The 17,297-nt window shown below is 60.0% G+C and carries 17 protein-coding genes; 3 read left to right on the top strand and 14 right to left on the bottom strand.

Annotated elements, in window-relative coordinates; all coding sequences use genetic code 11:
- Positions 1–97: 97 nt before the first annotated feature.
- Complete coding sequence (fbaA, locus tag ACYF6X_RS20105) at positions 98–1,177, top strand: class II fructose-bisphosphate aldolase (protein ID WP_025304179.1); 1,080 nt, start codon at positions 98–100, stop codon at positions 1,175–1,177.
- 218 nt (positions 1,178–1,395) lie between these two features.
- Here the strand turns inward: fbaA and ACYF6X_RS20100 are convergent, their stop codons facing one another.
- Positions 1,396–2,064: a DUF1345 domain-containing protein gene (locus tag ACYF6X_RS20100; protein ID WP_063990659.1), complete on the bottom strand. Its 669-nt coding sequence runs from the start codon at positions 2,062–2,064 to the stop codon at positions 1,396–1,398.
- 205 nt (positions 2,065–2,269) lie between these two features.
- On the opposite strand from ACYF6X_RS20100, the gene mscS reads away from it, so the two are divergent.
- Positions 2,270–3,136: a small-conductance mechanosensitive channel MscS gene (gene mscS, locus ACYF6X_RS20095; protein ID WP_025304177.1), complete on the top strand. Its 867-nt coding sequence runs from the start codon at positions 2,270–2,272 to the stop codon at positions 3,134–3,136.
- Positions 3,137–3,217: 81 nt separating this feature from the next.
- Here the strand turns inward: mscS and ACYF6X_RS20090 are convergent, their stop codons facing one another.
- From ACYF6X_RS20090 to ACYF6X_RS20080, 3 genes are all read right to left on the bottom strand, one after another.
- Positions 3,218–4,567, bottom strand: coding sequence for an MFS transporter (locus ACYF6X_RS20090; RefSeq protein WP_063990660.1), 1,350 nt, complete (start codon positions 4,565–4,567; stop codon positions 3,218–3,220).
- 173 nt (positions 4,568–4,740) lie between these two features.
- Positions 4,741–5,772 (bottom strand): methionine synthase, encoded by a 1,032-nt coding sequence (locus tag ACYF6X_RS20085; protein WP_130018210.1) that lies wholly within the window; start codon positions 5,770–5,772, stop codon positions 4,741–4,743.
- 25 nt (positions 5,773–5,797) lie between these two features.
- Positions 5,798–6,775, bottom strand: coding sequence for a DUF1852 domain-containing protein (locus ACYF6X_RS20080; protein ID WP_130018189.1), 978 nt, complete (start codon positions 6,773–6,775; stop codon positions 5,798–5,800).
- Between the two features lie 315 nt (positions 6,776–7,090).
- On the opposite strand from ACYF6X_RS20080, the gene ACYF6X_RS20075 reads away from it, so the two are divergent.
- Positions 7,091–7,630 (top strand): DUF2058 domain-containing protein, encoded by a 540-nt coding sequence (locus ACYF6X_RS20075; RefSeq protein ID WP_033635867.1) that lies wholly within the window; start codon positions 7,091–7,093, stop codon positions 7,628–7,630.
- A 7-nt stretch (positions 7,631–7,637) separates the two neighbouring features.
- On the opposite strand, the gene ACYF6X_RS20070 is transcribed toward ACYF6X_RS20075, so the two are convergent.
- The 10 genes from ACYF6X_RS20070 to ACYF6X_RS20025 form a co-directional block, all read right to left on the bottom strand.
- Positions 7,638–8,336, bottom strand: a complete 699-nt coding sequence (locus ACYF6X_RS20070) for an RluA family pseudouridine synthase (protein WP_406880173.1) — start codon at positions 8,334–8,336, stop codon at positions 7,638–7,640.
- Between the two features lie 143 nt (positions 8,337–8,479).
- Complete coding sequence (gene araD / locus ACYF6X_RS20065; protein WP_130018191.1) at positions 8,480–9,175, bottom strand: L-ribulose-5-phosphate 4-epimerase; 696 nt, start codon at positions 9,173–9,175, stop codon at positions 8,480–8,482.
- The gene (locus ACYF6X_RS20060) at positions 9,169–10,029 is read right to left on the bottom strand and encodes an L-ribulose-5-phosphate 3-epimerase (protein WP_130018192.1); all 861 of its coding nucleotides are present in this window, start codon (positions 10,027–10,029) and stop codon (positions 9,169–9,171) included. The genes araD and ACYF6X_RS20060 overlap by 7 nt, the downstream gene beginning before the upstream one ends.
- A 1-nt stretch (position 10,030) precedes the next feature.
- Positions 10,031–10,687: a 3-keto-L-gulonate-6-phosphate decarboxylase UlaD gene (gene ulaD, locus ACYF6X_RS20055; RefSeq protein ID WP_063990664.1), complete on the bottom strand. Its 657-nt coding sequence runs from the start codon at positions 10,685–10,687 to the stop codon at positions 10,031–10,033.
- Positions 10,684–12,174 (bottom strand): FGGY-family carbohydrate kinase, encoded by a 1,491-nt coding sequence (locus ACYF6X_RS20050; RefSeq protein WP_130018211.1) that lies wholly within the window; start codon positions 12,172–12,174, stop codon positions 10,684–10,686. The genes ulaD and ACYF6X_RS20050 overlap by 4 nt, the downstream gene beginning before the upstream one ends.
- Positions 12,174–13,469: an MFS transporter gene (locus tag ACYF6X_RS20045; protein WP_130018193.1), complete on the bottom strand. Its 1,296-nt coding sequence runs from the start codon at positions 13,467–13,469 to the stop codon at positions 12,174–12,176. The genes ACYF6X_RS20050 and ACYF6X_RS20045 overlap by 1 nt, the downstream gene beginning before the upstream one ends.
- Before the next feature lie 125 nt (positions 13,470–13,594).
- Positions 13,595–14,065 carry a NanQ anomerase/TabA/YiaL family protein gene (locus tag ACYF6X_RS20040; protein WP_130018194.1) on the bottom strand — a complete coding sequence of 157 codons (471 nt, stop codon included), beginning with the start codon at positions 14,063–14,065 and terminating at the stop codon, positions 13,595–13,597.
- 13 nt (positions 14,066–14,078) lie between these two features.
- Positions 14,079–15,077, bottom strand: a complete 999-nt coding sequence (gene yiaK / locus ACYF6X_RS20035; protein ID WP_063990668.1) for a 3-dehydro-L-gulonate 2-dehydrogenase — start codon at positions 15,075–15,077, stop codon at positions 14,079–14,081.
- 256 nt (positions 15,078–15,333) lie between these two features.
- Positions 15,334–16,200, bottom strand: a complete 867-nt coding sequence (locus tag ACYF6X_RS20030; RefSeq protein WP_130018195.1) for an SMP-30/gluconolactonase/LRE family protein — start codon at positions 16,198–16,200, stop codon at positions 15,334–15,336.
- Entirely contained in the window at positions 16,197–17,297 is a 1,101-nt protein-coding gene (locus ACYF6X_RS20025) for an ABC transporter substrate-binding protein (RefSeq protein WP_063990670.1), read from the bottom strand. The genes ACYF6X_RS20030 and ACYF6X_RS20025 overlap by 4 nt, the downstream gene beginning before the upstream one ends.

The raw sequence follows: 17,297 nt of genomic DNA, 5'->3' as shown, positions 1-17,297 counted from the left end.
AAGCCGCCCGTTTGTTTTATACCGCGCGGCTCACGCTGCGCGGCGTGAAAACATCGATTTACATCCATCTACGGCCGACGAAACAGGACAAAGTAACATGTCTAAAATTTTTGATTTCGTAAAACCGGGTGTCATCACGGGTGATGACGTTCAGAAAGTCTTCGCAGTTGCTAAAGAGAACAACTTTGCGCTGCCAGCGGTAAACTGCGTGGGTACCGACTCCATTAACGCAGTGCTGGAAGCCGCGGCTAAAGTGCGCGCGCCGGTCATCGTTCAGTTCTCCAACGGCGGCGCCGCGTTTATCGCCGGCAAAGGCGTGAAGACCGATGTGCCTCAGGGCGCAGCGATTCTGGGCGCCATCTCTGGCGCACACCACGTTCACCAGATGGCTGAACACTACGGCGTGCCAGTGATCCTGCACACCGACCACTGCGCGAAGAAACTGCTGCCATGGCTGGACGGCCTGCTGGACGCCGGCGAGAAGCACTTCGCCGCTACCGGCAAACCGCTGTTCTCTTCTCACATGATCGATCTGTCTGAAGAGTCTCTGGAAGAAAACATTGAGATCTGCAGCGCCTACCTGAAGCGCATGGCCAAAATCGGCATGACGCTGGAAATCGAACTGGGCTGCACCGGCGGTGAAGAAGATGGCGTGGACAACAGCCATATGGACGCATCCGCTCTGTACACCCAGCCGGAAGACGTGGCTTACGCGTACGAAAAACTGAACGCCATCAGCCCGCGCTTCACCATCGCTGCCTCCTTCGGTAACGTGCACGGCGTGTACAAGCCAGGCAACGTCAAGCTGACCCCGACCATCCTGCGTGATTCTCAGGACTACGTGTCCAAGAAATTCAACCTGCCGCACAACAGCCTGAACTTCGTGTTCCACGGCGGTTCCGGTTCTACCGACGCAGAGATCAAAGAGTCTGTGGGTTACGGCGTGATCAAGATGAACATCGACACCGACACCCAATGGGCGACCTGGGATGGCATCCTGCAGTACTACAAAGCGAACGAAGCTTACCTGCAGGGCCAGCTGGGCAACCCGAAAGGTGCCGATCAGCCGAACAAGAAATACTACGATCCACGCGTATGGCTGCGCGCAGCGCAGACCAGCATGGTGACGCGTCTGGAACAGGCTTTCAAAGATCTGAACGCGGTAGACGTTCTGTAATCTTCGGCACCTGTTGCACGATGCAAAAGGCTCCCTGCGGGGAGCCTTTTTGTTTATGACAAGCCTGATGGCGTTGCCTGGCTTGCCATTGGCAAAATATAAAAAATAAGGAAAATCAATTTATTGATTTTCGGCTGATGATCACAAAGGAGGAAAAACCACGTTTTTTCCTCCTTTGTTTGTGATTTAAAGGCTCCCTGCGGGGAGCCTTTTTCGTTTCAGCCCAGCAGGCCGGCACCGACGTTGATAGACAGGCCCAGGATCAGCATGTTGAACACGAACGAAATAACCGACTGCACGAGCGCAATTTTACGCACCTCCGCGGCGCCGACCGCCACGTCGGCGGTTTGCGACGCGACCGCGATGGTGAAGGAGAAGTAGGCGAAATCCAGATAGGTCGGATCGGTGAGGTTACCGGGGAACAGCAGCGGCAAAGGATCCTGCTGCGCGCCCTGGCGATAAAACTGGTGGGCATAGTGCATGGTGAAGGCGGTCGGCAGCAGCAGCCAGGAGACCCCCAGCGTTCCGCCGGTTAACGCCAGATGCAGGGTTTTCAGCGAGTCGCTGGCCTGTTTGGCGCTGCTCAACTCGAACAGGATCGCCAGAATGCTCACCAGACAACCGAAACTAACCAGCGCCAACACCGTGCTGGCGCTTTCGTCCTGCCGCCGAGCGATCTGGCGAATGTGCTGTGGCGTACTGACCAACATCAGCCGCCAGAGAAACAGCAGATAGAGCCAGGCCAGCGTATTCCAGCCAATCATTAGGCGCTGTAGCAGCGAGAACTGGGCGGGCAGCAGCAGAAAGCACAACAGCCCGGCACCGACGGAAAACAGCAGCCTGGGCCGCACTTGCCAATAATGTTTGAGCGAAGAGCGAACATGCATGATTAACGGATCCCTTGTCGTGAAATGGCCAACGCGCTGTTCTCAGCATAGAAGACGCGGCGGGCGGTTTCGGCTATTTTTAACGCTGACGGTTGGCATGAGCCTTTAATGTTGGTTACCCTTAGGCGGTGGTTTCCTACTGGCTGCCGAGGCCAGTGTATTTTTGCGAGTTTCTCCCGTTAGGGACTGAGTTAGGACGACACGAATGAAAGATTTGAATGTAGTAGACGGCATCAACGGTGCCGGCAACTGGTTGGTGAAGAACCAGGATCTGTTGATCCAGTACGCGGTGAACATCGTCGCCGCCATCGTTATCCTGATCATCGGTTCGATCGTGGCCCGCGTAGTCGGTAATGCGCTGAACCGCGTGATGAAACTGCGCGGCATTGACGCCACGGTGGCCGACTTCCTGTCGGCGATCGTGCGCTACGGCGTGCTGGCGTTCACCTTCATTGCCGTGCTGGGGCGCGTCGGCGTGCAGACCACCTCGGTGATCGCCGTGCTGGGTGCCGCCGGTTTGGCCGTCGGCCTGGCGCTGCAAGGCTCGCTGTCCAACTTCGCCGCCGGCGTGCTGCTGGTGATCTTCCGTCCGCTGCGCGTGGGTGAATATGTCGATCTGGGCGGCGTGGCCGGTACCGTCGATCAGGTGCAGATTTTCTCCACCACCCTGCGCACCGCAGACAACAAAACCATCGTGGTGCCGAACGGTAAAATCATCGCCGGCAACATCATCAACTATTCTCGCGAGCCGAACCGCCGCGTGGATATCGTGGTAGGCGTGGCCTACAACGCCGATATCGACGTGGTGAAGAAGGTGCTGGGCGACGTGATCGCCGCAGACAAGCGCATCATGCACGCCAAAGGCGTGACCGTGCGTCTGAATGAGATGGCGCCGTCTTCCCTGAACTTCGTCACCCGTTCCTGGACCACCAACGCGGAATACTGGAATGTGTACTTCGATCTGATGGAAAACTTCAAGCGCGCGCTGGATGCCCACAACATCGGCATTCCGTTCCCGCAGATGGACGTGCACCTGTATCGCACCGAAGACGCTTCCGCCAAGGCGGAATAACAGAGAAGGGGGCCTGGCCCCCTTTTTCATTACAGGCCGAGACGTCACCGATGGCGTCTCGGCCTTTTCTTTTCCGCGAGTTCAGGCGCCGGCGGCCGTTTCCGCGAGCGGTGCGCGGCGGCGCAGGCTGAGGCGATAGAGCAGGAAGATGGCGACGGCGCCCAGCAGCGCCGGCAGCGCCAGCCAAAGGAAGAACACTTCCGCCGAGCCTGCGGCGGTCATCATCCAGGCGCCGAGCATCGAGCCGACGATCGATCCGAAGCGGCCATTGGCCATGGCCCAACTGACGCCGGTGACGCGGGCTGCGGTCGGGTAAAGGGTGGCGGAGACCAGGTTCAGGCCGTTTTGCGCGCCGGCTACGCCGAAACCTATCAGGAACACAACGGTGGCCAGCATATAGACGTCGCCCATCAGATACCCGGTTGCGCCAATCACCAGCGCGGCGCCCAGGTAGGAGACGGCCAGCACGCGGTAGGGCCCGACGCGGTCCATCAGCAGCGCCATCAGGATGGCGCCCAGGGTGCCGCCGAGCGGCACCATCGCCCCGATGCGCGAGGCGTGGGCGATATCGTAACCGGCGTCTTTGAGGATCGTCGGCAGCCAACTGGTGAGCAGGTAGAACACGAACAGCGAGCAGAAGAACGCCGCCCACAGCAACAGGGTGCGCACGGCGCGCCCTTCGATAAACAGGTGCGAGATCGGCGACGTGGCCTGTGCCGGGCGTTCGTCATCGACGATGGTGACCCCCGTCCAACGCTGGCCGGTGATACGCTCGACCACCCGGCGCAGCCGATCGGCATGTTTGGCGCTGGCGGCCATAAAGCGTACCGACTCGGGCATCTGCCAGGCCAGCAGCGGCAGCAGCGCCAATGGCGCAATGCCGCCGACCAGCAGTACGCCGCGCCAGCCGAATGCAGGAATGATCTGCCCGGCCAGCAGGCCACCCAGGGCAAGCCCTGCGGTAAAGCCGCTCCAGCTCAGGGTGACCATCAGCATGCGCCGGCGTGCCGGTGAGTACTCAGCGCTAAGGGTGATGCAGGTCGGTATCGCGCCCCCGAGGCCAATGCCGGTGATAAAGCGCAGCAGGGTCAGGGATTCGATCGAATGCGTATAGGCCGAAGCCAGGGTACAGCCGCCAAACACCAGCACCGCGACGAGCAGCACGCGTTTGCGGCCGATGGCGTCGGCGATCGGCCCGAACAGCAGGCTGCCGATCAGCAGGCCGAACAACCCTGCGCCGAAGGCGGGGGAGAGCTGCGAGGGCTGCAGGCCCCACTCTTCGCGCAGTGCCGGGGCGATATAGCCGATGATGGCGGTATCGAAGCCGTCCAGCAGGGCGATCAGGAAACACAGGGTAAGGATGAGGATTTGATAGGGCGAGATCCTGGCGCGATCGATAATTTCGCTGATGCGAGCGGTATCTGGGCTCATGAGGGTTCCACTGTTATTAAGCTGTTGTGGGCTGGCTGAGGGGCCGTTCAGGCCGCTGTGGCTGGCATCGCGTAGAAACCCGAGTATACACCAGAGGGGGAACGTTGCGGGGAGAGGGAGTTGAATGATCATCGCCCGCCGCAGGAGGTACCTGTGGCGGGCGCTTGGCAAGGTTATTTGGCTAACAGTTCACGGCGCACGATCTCGGCGCCCGCACTTAAGGCATTTAGCTTGCCGCTGGCAATCTGACGAGGCAGGGGAGCCATGCCGCAGTTGGTCGACGGATAGAGCTTGTCGGCATCAACAAACTGCAGCGCTTTGCGCAGCGTAGCGGCCACTTCCTCCGGCGTCTCAACGGTATGATTCGCTACATCAATGGCGCCGACCATCACTTTCTTACCGCGAATCAGTTCAAGCAGATCCATCGGCACGTGCGAGTTATGGCACTCGAGCGAGATAATATCGATAGTAGATGTTTGCAGCTTAGGAAACGCCTCTTCATATTGCCGCCACTCAGAGCCCAGCGTCTTTTTCCAGTCGGTATTGGCCTTAATGCCGTATCCATAGCAGATATGTACCGCCGTTTCACACTTAAGCCCCTCAACGGCCCTTTCCAGGGCGGCGATGCCCCAGTCATTCACCTCGTCAAAGAACACGTTAAATGCGGGCTCATCAAACTGAATAATGTCGACGCCGGCGGCCTCGAGCTCTTTGGCTTCCTGATTGAGGATCTTGGCGAATTCCCAGGCCAATTTTTCGCGGCTTTTATAGTGGCTGTCATAAAGCGTGTCGATCATGGTCATCGGCCCCGGCAGGGCCCATTTAATCGGCTGCTTGGTCAGCTGGCGTAAAAATTTGGCGTCTTCAACGAAAACGGGCTTTTGACGCGCCACTGCACCCACAACGGTCGGCACGCTCGCCTCATAGCGATTGCGGATTTTAACCACTTCGCGTTTCTCGAAATCGACGCCGGTGAGGTGCTCGATAAACGTGGTGACGAAGTGCTGGCGCGTTTGCTCGCCATCGCTGACGATATCGATGCCGGCCTGTTGTTGCTCTGCCAGCGACAAACGCAAAGCGTCCTGTTTCCCTTCGATTAATTCTTCATTCTGCAATTTCCAGGGCGACCACAGGGTTTCCGGTTGGGCCAGCCAGGAAGGTTTGGGCAAGCTGCCGGCGGTCGAGGTAGGGAGCAATATTTTCATGATAGATGACCTGTAATTAAGTGAATCAAAGCGCGTAGTGAGCAGACCATTGCTCAAGAATGGGCTTGTAGGGCTTGATAAATTGCTCTTCCGTAAATTTCCCCTGCTCAATCGCTAACTGGCTACGCTCTTCGCGATCGTAAACAATCTTGGTTAATGAATGATCCTGGTTATTCAGGCTGGGCTGATAGCATTGCCCCGCCGCCGAGTTGGCATTGTAAATTTCAGGCCGATAAATTTTCTGGAAGGTCTCCATCGTGCTGATGGTGCCGATCAGTTCCAGATCGGTGTAATCGCTCAGCAAATCCCCGGGGAAATAAAACGCCAGGGGCGCGACGCTATTTTTCGGCATGAAATAGCGCACCTGCAGGCCCATTTTTTTAAAATACCGGTCGGTCAGCGAAGCGCCGTCTTGCCGATACTCGTCGCCCAACACCGGATGTTGATTGCCCGTCCGATGATAGGTGTCTTTGCTGGACACGCTGAGGCAGATCACCGGCGGTTTGCTGAAATTCTCATGGTATGCGTTTGAATTGACGAAATGCTTAAAGATATTGCCGTGCAAATCGCCGAAATCATCCGGAATGTTGAACTCCGCCGTGTTTTTATTGTGCGCCGGCAGCAAGACGCTAAAGTCGTAATCGCGCACGTAAGAGGAGAAATTGTTCCCGACGATGCCCTCAAGACGCTTTTGCGTTTTTTTATCAATGATGTTGGTTTTCAGGATTTCGATCACCGGGAAGCTGGTCCCCTGATCTTCAACGCGCATCTCAACCGAAATGATGTCAAGTTCGACCGAATAGCGGTCGGCCTTGGGGTTATCCCAATTCGCCAACGAATTGAAGCGATTGTTAATCATCACCAGCGTGTTGCGCAGGTTCTCCCGGCGGTTTTCCCCTCTGGCCAAATTGGCGAAATTGGTGGTGATACGCGTACTTTCAGAAGGGTTATAATCTTCATCGAAAGAACTGCTCTTAATCGTAAAGGCAAAGTCTCTATTCATCGTCTTATAGCATCCTGTTATATGATATGAAGGCTGGATTTATCCATTTATTTCAATGGGTTGTTTTTCTCTTTTTTCATTCAGCCGATTTCATATTGTCTGTCGTTAATGAGGTCTATTTTTGCCAGAGTCCCGCAGGGAGTGAAAGAGACTTAATTTCATTACCACATGAGCGGTATTCATGATCTGACGTTCGGCTCGGTTTACCGCCGTTGCCCTGCAGCGCAAACCGCCGGTGGGTTGGGCCGGCAACCTGGTGCAGCCTGAAAAATTACGGGTATAATCCCCCCATAACCCACGGCTTCAGACACGAACATGACAAAACTCACCTTACAAGAGCAGATGCTCAAAGCGGGCTTGGTAACCAGCAAGAAAATGGCCAAAGTCCAAAGAACGGCTAAAAAATCACGCGTTCAGGCCCGCGAGGCCAGAGAGGCGGTGGAAGAGAATAAAAAGGCGCAGCTTGAGCGCGATAAGCAGTTGAACGAGCAGCAAAAGCAGGCCGCGCTGTCCAAAGAATACAAGGCGCAGGTGAAGCAACTGATCGAGATGAACCGTATCGTCCTGGCGAAAGGCGATATCGGTTTCAACTTCACCGACGGTAACCTGATCAAAAAAATTCTGGTGGATAAGGCGACGCAGACCCAACTGATCAATGGCCGCCTCGCCATTGCCCGCTTGGTGGTCGAGAACCGGGAAGAGTGTGAATACGCGATTATCCCCGCGAGCGTCGCCGATAAAATCGCGCAGCGCGATGCGGCCAGCATTGTGTTGCACAGCGCGCTGAGTCAGGAAGAACAGGATGAAGACGATCCGTACGCCGACTTTAAAGTGCCCGACGATTTGATGTGGTAAGCCGCGTTCAGAACGGCGCGGCGTGACGAGCGGCGATCCGCTCTCCAGTGATGGGGTGCACAAAGTCCAGTTCGCTGGCATGCAACATCAGCCGTGGCGTCTGTTCGGTACCCGGCAGCAGTCGCCCGCCATACAGATCGCAGCCTAAAATAGGGTGGCCCAACTGCCGGCTGTGAATACGCAGCTGGTGGGTGCGCCCGGTCTCTGGGGTGAGCTGCACCCGCGTCAGCGGCAGCGAGATCCCGCCCTCCGCTTCACGATAAAAACGCTCGACGACCCGATAGCGGGAGCGGGCGGGCTTGCCGCGGAGGGCGCAAATCGACATCAGCGGGAACAGCGCCGGATCTTTGGCGATCGCCGCGTCTATTACCCCTTCGTTATCCGCCAGGTGGCCGCACAGCAGCGCGCTGTACACTTTGCCGACGGTGCGCTCGCTGAACTGCCGGCAGAGCGCGGCGTTGGCGGCCTTGTTGCGGGCCACCACCATCAAGCCGGACGTGCCGAAATCCAGGCGGTGCGCCAGGGCGCAGCCGGGGAAGATCTGTACCAGCCGATGGTGTACCGAATCGAGATTCTGCGGATTCTTGCCCGACAGGCTGAGCAGCCCAGCTGGCTTATTGATCAGCGCCAGATGGTCGTCCTGATAAAGGATCTCTATCTGGTCATGGCATGGCGGGGCGATAAAGGTATCGGTGATCGTAGACATCGGGCGGCCGGCTGGAAGGTGGGTGCGGATGATAGCGAATTTTTCGCCGATGGGCGAATGCGGTTATCGTTATCACTGCGCCTCAAGCCCGTTGACACCCGATGCGGCAAAGCATCAGATGCAACGGTTGGGGCCCCGGCGCTCTACTGCCCGTAGTAGGCGTTTTGGCCGTGTTTGCGCAGGTAGTGTTTGTCCAACAGTTCGCGCTGCATACTGTGAATGCCCGGCGTCAGCTGGCGTGAGAAAATGCCCATGTAGGCGATCTCTTCCAGCACCACCGCATTATGCACCGCGTTGTGGGCGTCTTTGCCCCAGGCGAAGGGGCCGTGGGCGTTGACCAGTACCGCTGGGATAGCGTTGGGATTGATATCGCGCCGGCGGAAGGTTTCGATAATCACCTTGCCGGTTTCCAGTTCGTAATCGTGCTCAATTTCATCCTGGGTCATCAGGCGCGTGCAGGGAATAGCGCCATAAAAATAATCGGCGTGGGTGGTTCCCCAGGCGGGGATGTCCAGCCCGGCCTGCGCCCAGATGGTGGCGTGGCGCGAATGGGTGTGGACGATGCCGCCGATATCGGCAAATTCGCGGTACAGCGCCAGATGGGTGGCGGTGTCCGACGACGGTTTTTTTGCCCCTTCGACGGTGCGGCCGCTGGCCAGATCGACCACCACCATATCCTCCGCCGTCATATGCTCGTATTCAACGCCGGAAGGCTTGATCACCACCAGGCCGCGTTCGCGATCCACCGCGCTGACGTTGCCCCAGGTAAAGGTCACCAGCTTATGGTGCGGCAGATCGAGATTGGCCTCCAGCACCTGTTGTTTTAACTGAGTCAGCATGTCATGCCCCCTTGTTGCATTTTCTGTTCGATCCAGCGGCGGGCCTGAACGATCTCGGCCACCGGCTCCTCGGCTTTTTCTGTCCACATCTCAATCAGGAATGCGCCGCGGTAATTGAGGCGCTGCAGCGTGCGAAATACCTCGACGAAGTCGACGCAGCCTTCGCCAAACGGCACGTCACGGAATTGCCCCGGCGAAGCGGCGGTGACCGGGTAGGTGTCTTTCAGGTGAATGGCGGCGATGCGATCGATGCCCAGCTCCAATTCACGCGGCACGTCGTTGCCCCAGGCGCTGAGGTTGCCGACGTCCGGATACACCGTGAACCACGGCGAGGCCAACAGGGTGTCCCAGGCTTTCCATTTACCGATCGAGTTCATAAAGGCGGTATCCATAATTTCCACCGCCAGCATCACCTGGGCGGCGGCGGCACGTTCTACCGCCCACTGCATGCCTTCGCTAAAGCGCGCCAGCGTCCCCTCGTCCTGCTCTTCGTAATACACGTCGTAGCCGGCCAGTTGGATGGTGCGGATACCGACGTCTTGGGCCAGCTGAATGGCCTGTTCCATCACGTCGAAGGCGCGCTGTTGCAGCGCCGGATCGTGGCTGCCAAACGGAAAGCGCCGGTGGCCGGAGAGGCACATCGACGGGATGCGGATGCCGGTTTCCAGCATGGCATCCACCAGCGCCAGGCGCTGCGCTTTGCTCCAGCTCAGGCGCGCCAGGCGTTCATCGCTTTCGTCCACCGACATTTCGACGAAGTCGAAGCCGCAGGCCTTGGCCAGCGCCAGGCGTTCGGGCCAGCTCAGGTGTTTCGGCAGCGCTTTCTCGTAAATTCCCAACGGGTGCTGACGCATATCATGATCTCCAGATGTCTTCGATGGCGGTGCGGAACTGCCTGGCGGCCGCCGGCGGATCGCCGGCCTCGGCCAGCGCGCGGCCGGCGATAAAAGCGGTGACGGCGATCTCTTTAAACAGCGGCAGGTCGGCGGGCGTGATGCCGCCGGTCACCGACAGCGCGATGCCCAGATCGGACAGTGCCTTCATCCGATCCAAATCCTGCCGGCCCCAGGTTTGCCCGCTGGCCTGCGCGTCGCGGCCGCGGTGATAGATCGCCTGGCGAATGCCGAGGCCGCGCCATTGCCGCGCATCCTCTAATGTCCAGCGGCCGAACAGTTCGATCTGGATTTCACCGCCGTGACGCTCGGCGACTTCCCGTGCGCTGGCCATGGTGGCCAACGGCGCGGCGCAGATCACCGTCATCCAGTCCGCGCCCTGGCCGAAGGCCTGCTCGGCCAGCGTCGCGCCGGCGTCGGCCACCTTGAGATCGGCCACCAGCGTGTGCTGCGGACAGCGCTCGCGCAGCGCGCTAACCGCCTGAATGCCGGCGCTGATGCACAAAATGGTACCGGCCTCGATGATGTCCACATGGGGGCTGAGGGTCTCGGCGGTGCGCAGCGCCGTATCCAAACGGGTTTGATCGAGCGCCAGCTGCAGGCGCGGTTTCGTGCTCATGGGGCCTCCTTGTTGGCGGGCTGCAGATGTTGCAATGCAGCAATCAGCGCCTGATAACGTTGGTGTTTGTTGTCGTAAGCCTCGGCAGCGGCCGCATCAGGCAGCAGCCGCTCGATACGCGGCGCCAGCCGGTGCTGGGCGGCGGTGAAATCGTTGAAGACGCCGCTGCCGACCATGGCCGCCATCGCCGCGCCCAGACAGCCGGTTTCTTCCACCTGCGGCAGCTCCACCGGCAGGCCGCTGACGTCGGCGAACATTTGCATCCAGGGGAGGGATTTGGCGGGGCCGCCGGTCACGCGCAGCGCCTGCGCTTCAGGGAAACGCCGGCGCATGCGGTTAAGGTGCGTCATGTGGCAGAACACCACGCCTTCGTAGATCGCTTGCACCAGGTGCTCGCGCTGGTGGAAGGCCTGCAGGCCGTAGAAGCTGGCGCTCAGCCCCAGACCGGCGTTGGAGCCATACAGGAAAGGGGCGAACAGCAGATCGCCGGCGGCTTTCGGCAGGGCGGCGACCCAGCGGTTAAGCTGGCCGTAGTCCTGCAGCCCCCATTGGCGACAGAACCATTCCAGGTTGGCGGCGGAGGTGGGGCTGGCTTCGTGCACGATGTATTGGCCGCTTTCGGCGTGGCGGCCATAGACAAAGGGATGATCGAAACCCTCGACGATGGCGTCGGTGATGCCGCTGGTGACCGACCAGGTCCCCATCACCGCATTGAGCCGGGTTTCGTCCTGCAGGCCGGCGCACAGCGCGGTGGACACTACGTCGAACAGCCCGCCGACCACCGGGGTGCCGGTTTGCAGGCCGGTGATGGCCGCGGCGTTTGCCGCGACGCGCCCGGCGATATCGGCCGAACCGACAATCGTCGGCAGGGCGGGCATGATGTCGCCGATATCCAGCAGCTGCGCCAGCGCCGGGTCATAGCGTCCGCTGCGCATCTGATACAGGTTGGATTCGGAGATATTGGTTTCTTCGCAGGCCAACTCGCCGGTCAGGCAATAGCGCAGGTAGTCGTGCGCCATCAGCACGCTGCCGATGCGGGCGTAACGCTCCGGCTGATGCCGCTTCAGCCAGCGTAGCAGCGAGACCGGGTGCCCGGTCCACAACGTTTGGCGCGTTTGCGGATACAGCGCCTGCGGCACGCCCTGCCGTTGCCATTCCTGCACCAACGCCAGCGCGCGCTGGTCGGAAGAGAGCATGGCGTTGCCCAGCGGCTGCCCCTGTTTATCCAACAGAAACGCCCCCTTGCCCTGCGCCGAGATGCCGACGGCCTGAATGGCGCCGGCGGCGACGCCGCTGGCGGACAGCACTTCGCGGATCACGTCGGCGGCGGTGTGCCACAGCGATGCCATATCTCGCTCGGCCCAGCCGGGCTGCGGCGCGACGATCGCCAGATTGCGCCGCGCAACGCCGTGTTCATGGCCCTTGTGGTCGTATAATCCCGCCTTGATGAAGGTGCCGCCGCAGTCGAGCCCCAGCCAATATTCCATCATGGGTTCCTCGCGCTGTGGTCGCATTTATTGGGCAGTATCAACGCCAGCACGGAGGCGATCGCCAGCGAAGCCGCCAGGCTGTAGACGCCGACGTCCTTGTTGAACAGGCTGATCAGGACGCCGACCATATACGGGCCGCAAAAGCCGCCGAGGTTGCCCAGCGCATTGATCACGCCGCGTGCGCCGCCGGCCACTTCGGCGTTGAACAATTTGGGCGGTATGGTCCAGAACACCCCGGCCGCCGCCTGAATAAACACGCCGCAGCCGACCAGCGCAGCGTAAGACCACCAGACGTGATCCTTCAGCAGCACCGACAGCGCCATGCAGGCGGCAAAGCAGGCCAGCGGCAGGGCGACGAAGACTTTGCGCTTGCCGGTGCGGTCGGAGAGGGTGGAGATGACCAGCATGCCGAAGATGGCGCCGATATAGGGCAGAATAGCCAGCAGGCCCACTTGCTCCATATCGCCGTGGGTCAGCTCTTTCAAAATGGTCGGCAGCCACAGGGTGTAGCCGTAAATACCGGTCTGGTAGAAGAAATTCACCAGGATCAACTGCCACATGATCCGGTCGCCCAGCACCCGGCGTAGCGAGGCGTTGCGCACCGTTTTTCCTTTAATCAGCAGCTGTTCGTCGTGCAGGGTCTTCACCAGATACTCTTTTTCCGCCTGCGAGATCCATTTGGCTTCCTGCGGCCGGTTGCTGATGGTGAAGTACCACAGCGCCATCACCACCAGCGACAGACCGCCTTCCACCAGAAACAGCATGCGCCAGTCCCAGGCGGTGATGATCCAACCCGACAGCGGGGCGGTGAGGATGCCGGCGATCGGCACGAACATGATGACGATGGCGTTGGCGCGGCCGCGCTCCTTATCCGGGAACCAGTTGCTGATCATGGTCAGCACCACCGGCAGCATGCCGCCTTCGGAAACGCCGAGGGCGAAGCGCAAGAACAGCAACTGGTACTGGTTGGTGACCAGCCCGGTCAGCACCGAGATCACCGCCCAGGCCAACAGTGACCAGCCGATGAATTTCTTGCCGTTGCCGTATACCGCCAGCTTGCCGCCGGGCACCTGCAGAAACAGGTAACCGATGAAGAAGATGCCGCCGGCCAGCCCGGCCATTGAAGCAGTGATGCCGAGTTCGTCATCCATGCCGCCGGGCATGGCGAAGGCGATGTTGACCCGATCCATGTAAGAAATGATGCAGGTGATGAGGATCGGCGGCACGATCCTCAGCCAGCGTAGCTTGGGGATAGCCTGGCTTTGGCTGACGGAAACGGAGGCTGTATTCATAAGGACCTCTTTCGATGTTCGCTTTTTTGTAGGGTCGGGCGTTATTGTTTTGTTTGATTTGGGCGCAAGGGCGCCCACACAGGCCCCATGGACCGGTGTTGTTATCGTTACGGGTGTTGCGTCTATCAGGCGCTAAACGACGCCAGCGGTATCTTCACCACCACCTTGCGTATCGCGCAGGGGCGCTGGTTAATGCAGGCCGGGCGATGCACGTCCTGTGGAAAAAATACCGCGAAGTTGCCGGGTTGCATCGTGAGCCAGGATTCGTCGGTCACGTCCTGATAAAACAGGATGTCGCGCTGTGCCAGCAGCTCCTGATGAATGACGTTGTCGCCGCTGTCCGCCGCGACGCCGATAAGCTCGGTGCCGCTGACCAGAAACTGCACGTCGACGTTTTGCCGGTGGACTTCCGGGCGCAGCGCATCCGGTGGTTGGGTATGCAGATCGAGCACTTGCACCACGTAGCCGGTGGCGGGATCTTCATAACGCCCTGCGGGCAAGACGCTGAAATCGGCGCGCTGCAGATAGGCGACGGCGTTGGCGACCGGCGCCGGGTACTGCTCGGGCGCGGTGTTGGCGATGTGGCCGAATATCATGATGATCCTCCCGTTACAGCGCCTGAATGCGCGCCCAAACCCGCTCGTCGACCGGAATGCCGTCGCGCAGGTTTTCTTCCAGAATGCGCGGGAACTTGTGGCCCGGCAGGCGAATGGCGACGTCGGGGTTGTCCCGCTCGGCGCTGGTGACGTAATCCATGATGCGCTGCAGTTTTTGATCGCGGCTGTCGCCGTCGATCAACCGGTCTATCTCAATCGCGATGAACACCTGCGAGACGCCGTATTCGTCGCGGTGATCTTCCGTCACTTCCGCCACCGAGGCGCCGCCGGACAGCAGGGTGGCGATCATGTCCAGCACGATCGACAGCGCCGATCCTTTCCAATACCCCATCGGCAAAATGCGCCGATTCTCTTCGATGATGGCCGGATCGCGGGTCAGGTGGCCGTCGTTGTCGAAGCCGCCGTCCACCGGCAGGGTTTTGCCCGCCAGCCGGTTCAGCTCCAGCGCGCCGTAGGAAAACATCGACATCGACATATCCACCATGGTGATCGGGTTGCCGGGCACGGCGACGATCAACGGGTTGGTGCCGATACGGCACGTTTTGGCGCCCCACGGCGGCATCACGGCGATCGAGTTGGTCCAGCAAATGCCGATATAGCCTTTCTCCGCCGCCTGCCAGCCGTAACCGCCGCCGCGCATCCAGTGGTTGGCATTGCGCAGCGCCACCAGGCCGATGCCATGATCGTCGGCCAACTGCATGGCGCGATCCATCATGCGGCGGGCGGTAAGGTTGCCGATGCCCTGATGCGCATCCCATTGCTCGATCGCCCCCAGAGACAGCAGTTTGCTGGGTTCGGCGTCCGGCACGATATCGCCGGCGTCCAGCTGCTGAATAAAGCGTGGAAAGCGGTTAACGCCGTGGGAGTAAACGCCGCTGGCGGTGGTGTCGGCGAACATGCCGGCGCAGTCGTCGGCGATAGGTTCCGCCACGCCGCGCGCCAGTAGCACGCGTTTGAATTGGTGTTTTAACTCGCTATAACTCACTCTCATGCCGGTTCTCCGCCTGTGCGAATCGTTTGTTTTTGGTTCGCTAAATTTCAATATGCGAAATTGCATTTCAAATAAATGCTATCCCGGCGGTTCAGGGAAGTCAAAGCAAGGGGAAGTAAAATTGTTCATGAAAAACATGACGTTAAAATTGAGTGGTGATTTTGTGATCGCCGCCACGTTTTGGTGGAGATGGCGTGCTTCAGACGTGACAAAGCAGGGCGGATCGAAACCCACCCTGCGTCTTGCGAGGCCCCGGCTAACCGCGGGTGTTCAGCACCATGCGGTAGAGTGAGGTGGTGGCGGTGATATAGAGTTCATCGCCGTTCGGGCCGCCGAAGGTACAATTGGAGACGCGTTCCGGCACGCTGATTTTGTCGATCTGCCGCCCCTCTGGATCCAAGACCAGCACGCCGTCGGCACAGCTGCAAAACAGATTGCCGGCCCGATCGACGCAGAAGCCGTCCGGGAATCCGGGCCCCACCGTTGCAAAACGGCGGCCGGCTTCCAGCCCGCGGCCGTTGACCGCATAGACGCGCAGCTCGCGGCGGCCCAGCGTCGGAAAATCCACGATCGACATGTCCGCAACGTACAGCCATTTTTCATCCGGTGAAAACGCCAGGCCGTTCGGGCGCTGCAGGTCGCAGGCGGCGATGGTCAGCGAACCGTCGCGCGGATCGAAGCTGTAGAGATAACAGCCGATCACCTGGCTTTCCGATTTGTAACCCTCTTCGTCGCCGATGATGCCGTAGGGCGGATCGGTGAACCATAGGGTGCCGTCGGAACGCACCGCCACGTCGTTCGGCGAGTTAAAGCGCTTGCCGTCGACGCGATCGATCAACAGACGTACCTCGCCATCGCTTTCGGTGCGGCTAATGCCGCGCCGCCCGTGTTCGCAGCTGACCACGCGCCCTTCGCCGTCGCGCGCATTGCCGTTGGCGTAGTGTGACGGCGAACGGTATAGGGTCAGCTCACCCCGGCGCGACCAGCGGAACATGCGGTTGCCTTTCACATCGCTGAACACCACCGCATCCTCCTGCGGTAGCCACACCGGCCCCTCGGCCCAGATCGCCGGCGAACACAGGCGCTCGAGCCGGGCGTGCGTGCGCAATGAATCGCCGTTCATTTCACGCCCCAGATCGCTTTGTAATGGCCCTGATAATCGTTTTGCGGGTCATACAGGTTATTGGCGCCCCCGTCGGCGGCGATATTGTCGCGGGTCACCAGATGCGCCGGGGTGACGTAGCCGGAAGGCGGCTGCTTGGCAAAGGCGCGGTTGAATTCGTCCAGCAGTTGCCAACCGTGCAGCTTCAAGGGTTCCGGCACCGTCGCCGACTGGCTGTCGCCCGACCGGATACGCTGGTAAGCGGAGATCGAACCGTCGCCGGCCGACACGTTGTAAGGCGCGTTCTTGCCGCCTTTGCCGGCGGTCTTCAGCGCCGGTGCCATAAAGTCGAAGTACAGATCGTTGATCGCCAGCGCATATTGGAATTTGTCGCCGTACTTCTGCAGCAGGCTGAAGGTCATCGCCGGCATGCGGTTGGCGGTATCGGCCAGCGGCGTATCGATGAATTCCAGTAGCGTGCAGCCGCTGCATTTGGCGATCTCGTCTTTCATGACGTTGGCCTTGTCCAGCGCGATTTGATACAGCGAGTCGGTGAAGATCAGCACGCTCGCCTTGCCGCCGGACTGCACCACCGCGTATTGCGCGGCGATGCGCGCCACTTCGTTGGAGTCCGACGTGACGTTATAGAACACATTGTATTTGGCGATGGGGCCCGGTTCCGGCACCGCATGCCAGGCGGTCAGCACGATGCCCTGCTGCACGGCCTTTTTCAGCGGGATCTTGGCGACGTTAGGGTTCCAGCCGCCGATCACGATGCCGTCCGGTTTCTGGGCGATGGCCTGATTGAGCGATGCCAGCTGATCTTTCACCGAGCCGCCGCCGTCGAGCGTTTCCAGCTTCCAGCCGGCGGCTTTTGCCGCTTCGCTCAACCCCTGTTGCACCCCTTGGACGCCGCCGTTCTTCATGTCGGAGGCGATAAAAATGATCTTCTTGTTGGCCTGCAGCTGCGGGCCGCTGGTGGGGCCATCCCACTGGGTGGCGCTGGCGGTGGCCTTCGCGACGGCGGCGGTGGCCTGATCGAGATAGGCGTCGGCCCAGGCCGGCGATGCGGCGAGCAATAATGTGGTGAACCCCGGTAACAGCCAAATGCGTTTCAT

Source organism: Serratia sp. ID 25-353 (genome assembly GCF_054792795.1).
The sequence above is the reverse complement of the archived record's forward strand: the minus strand, read 5'-3'. Positions and strand labels throughout refer to the sequence as shown.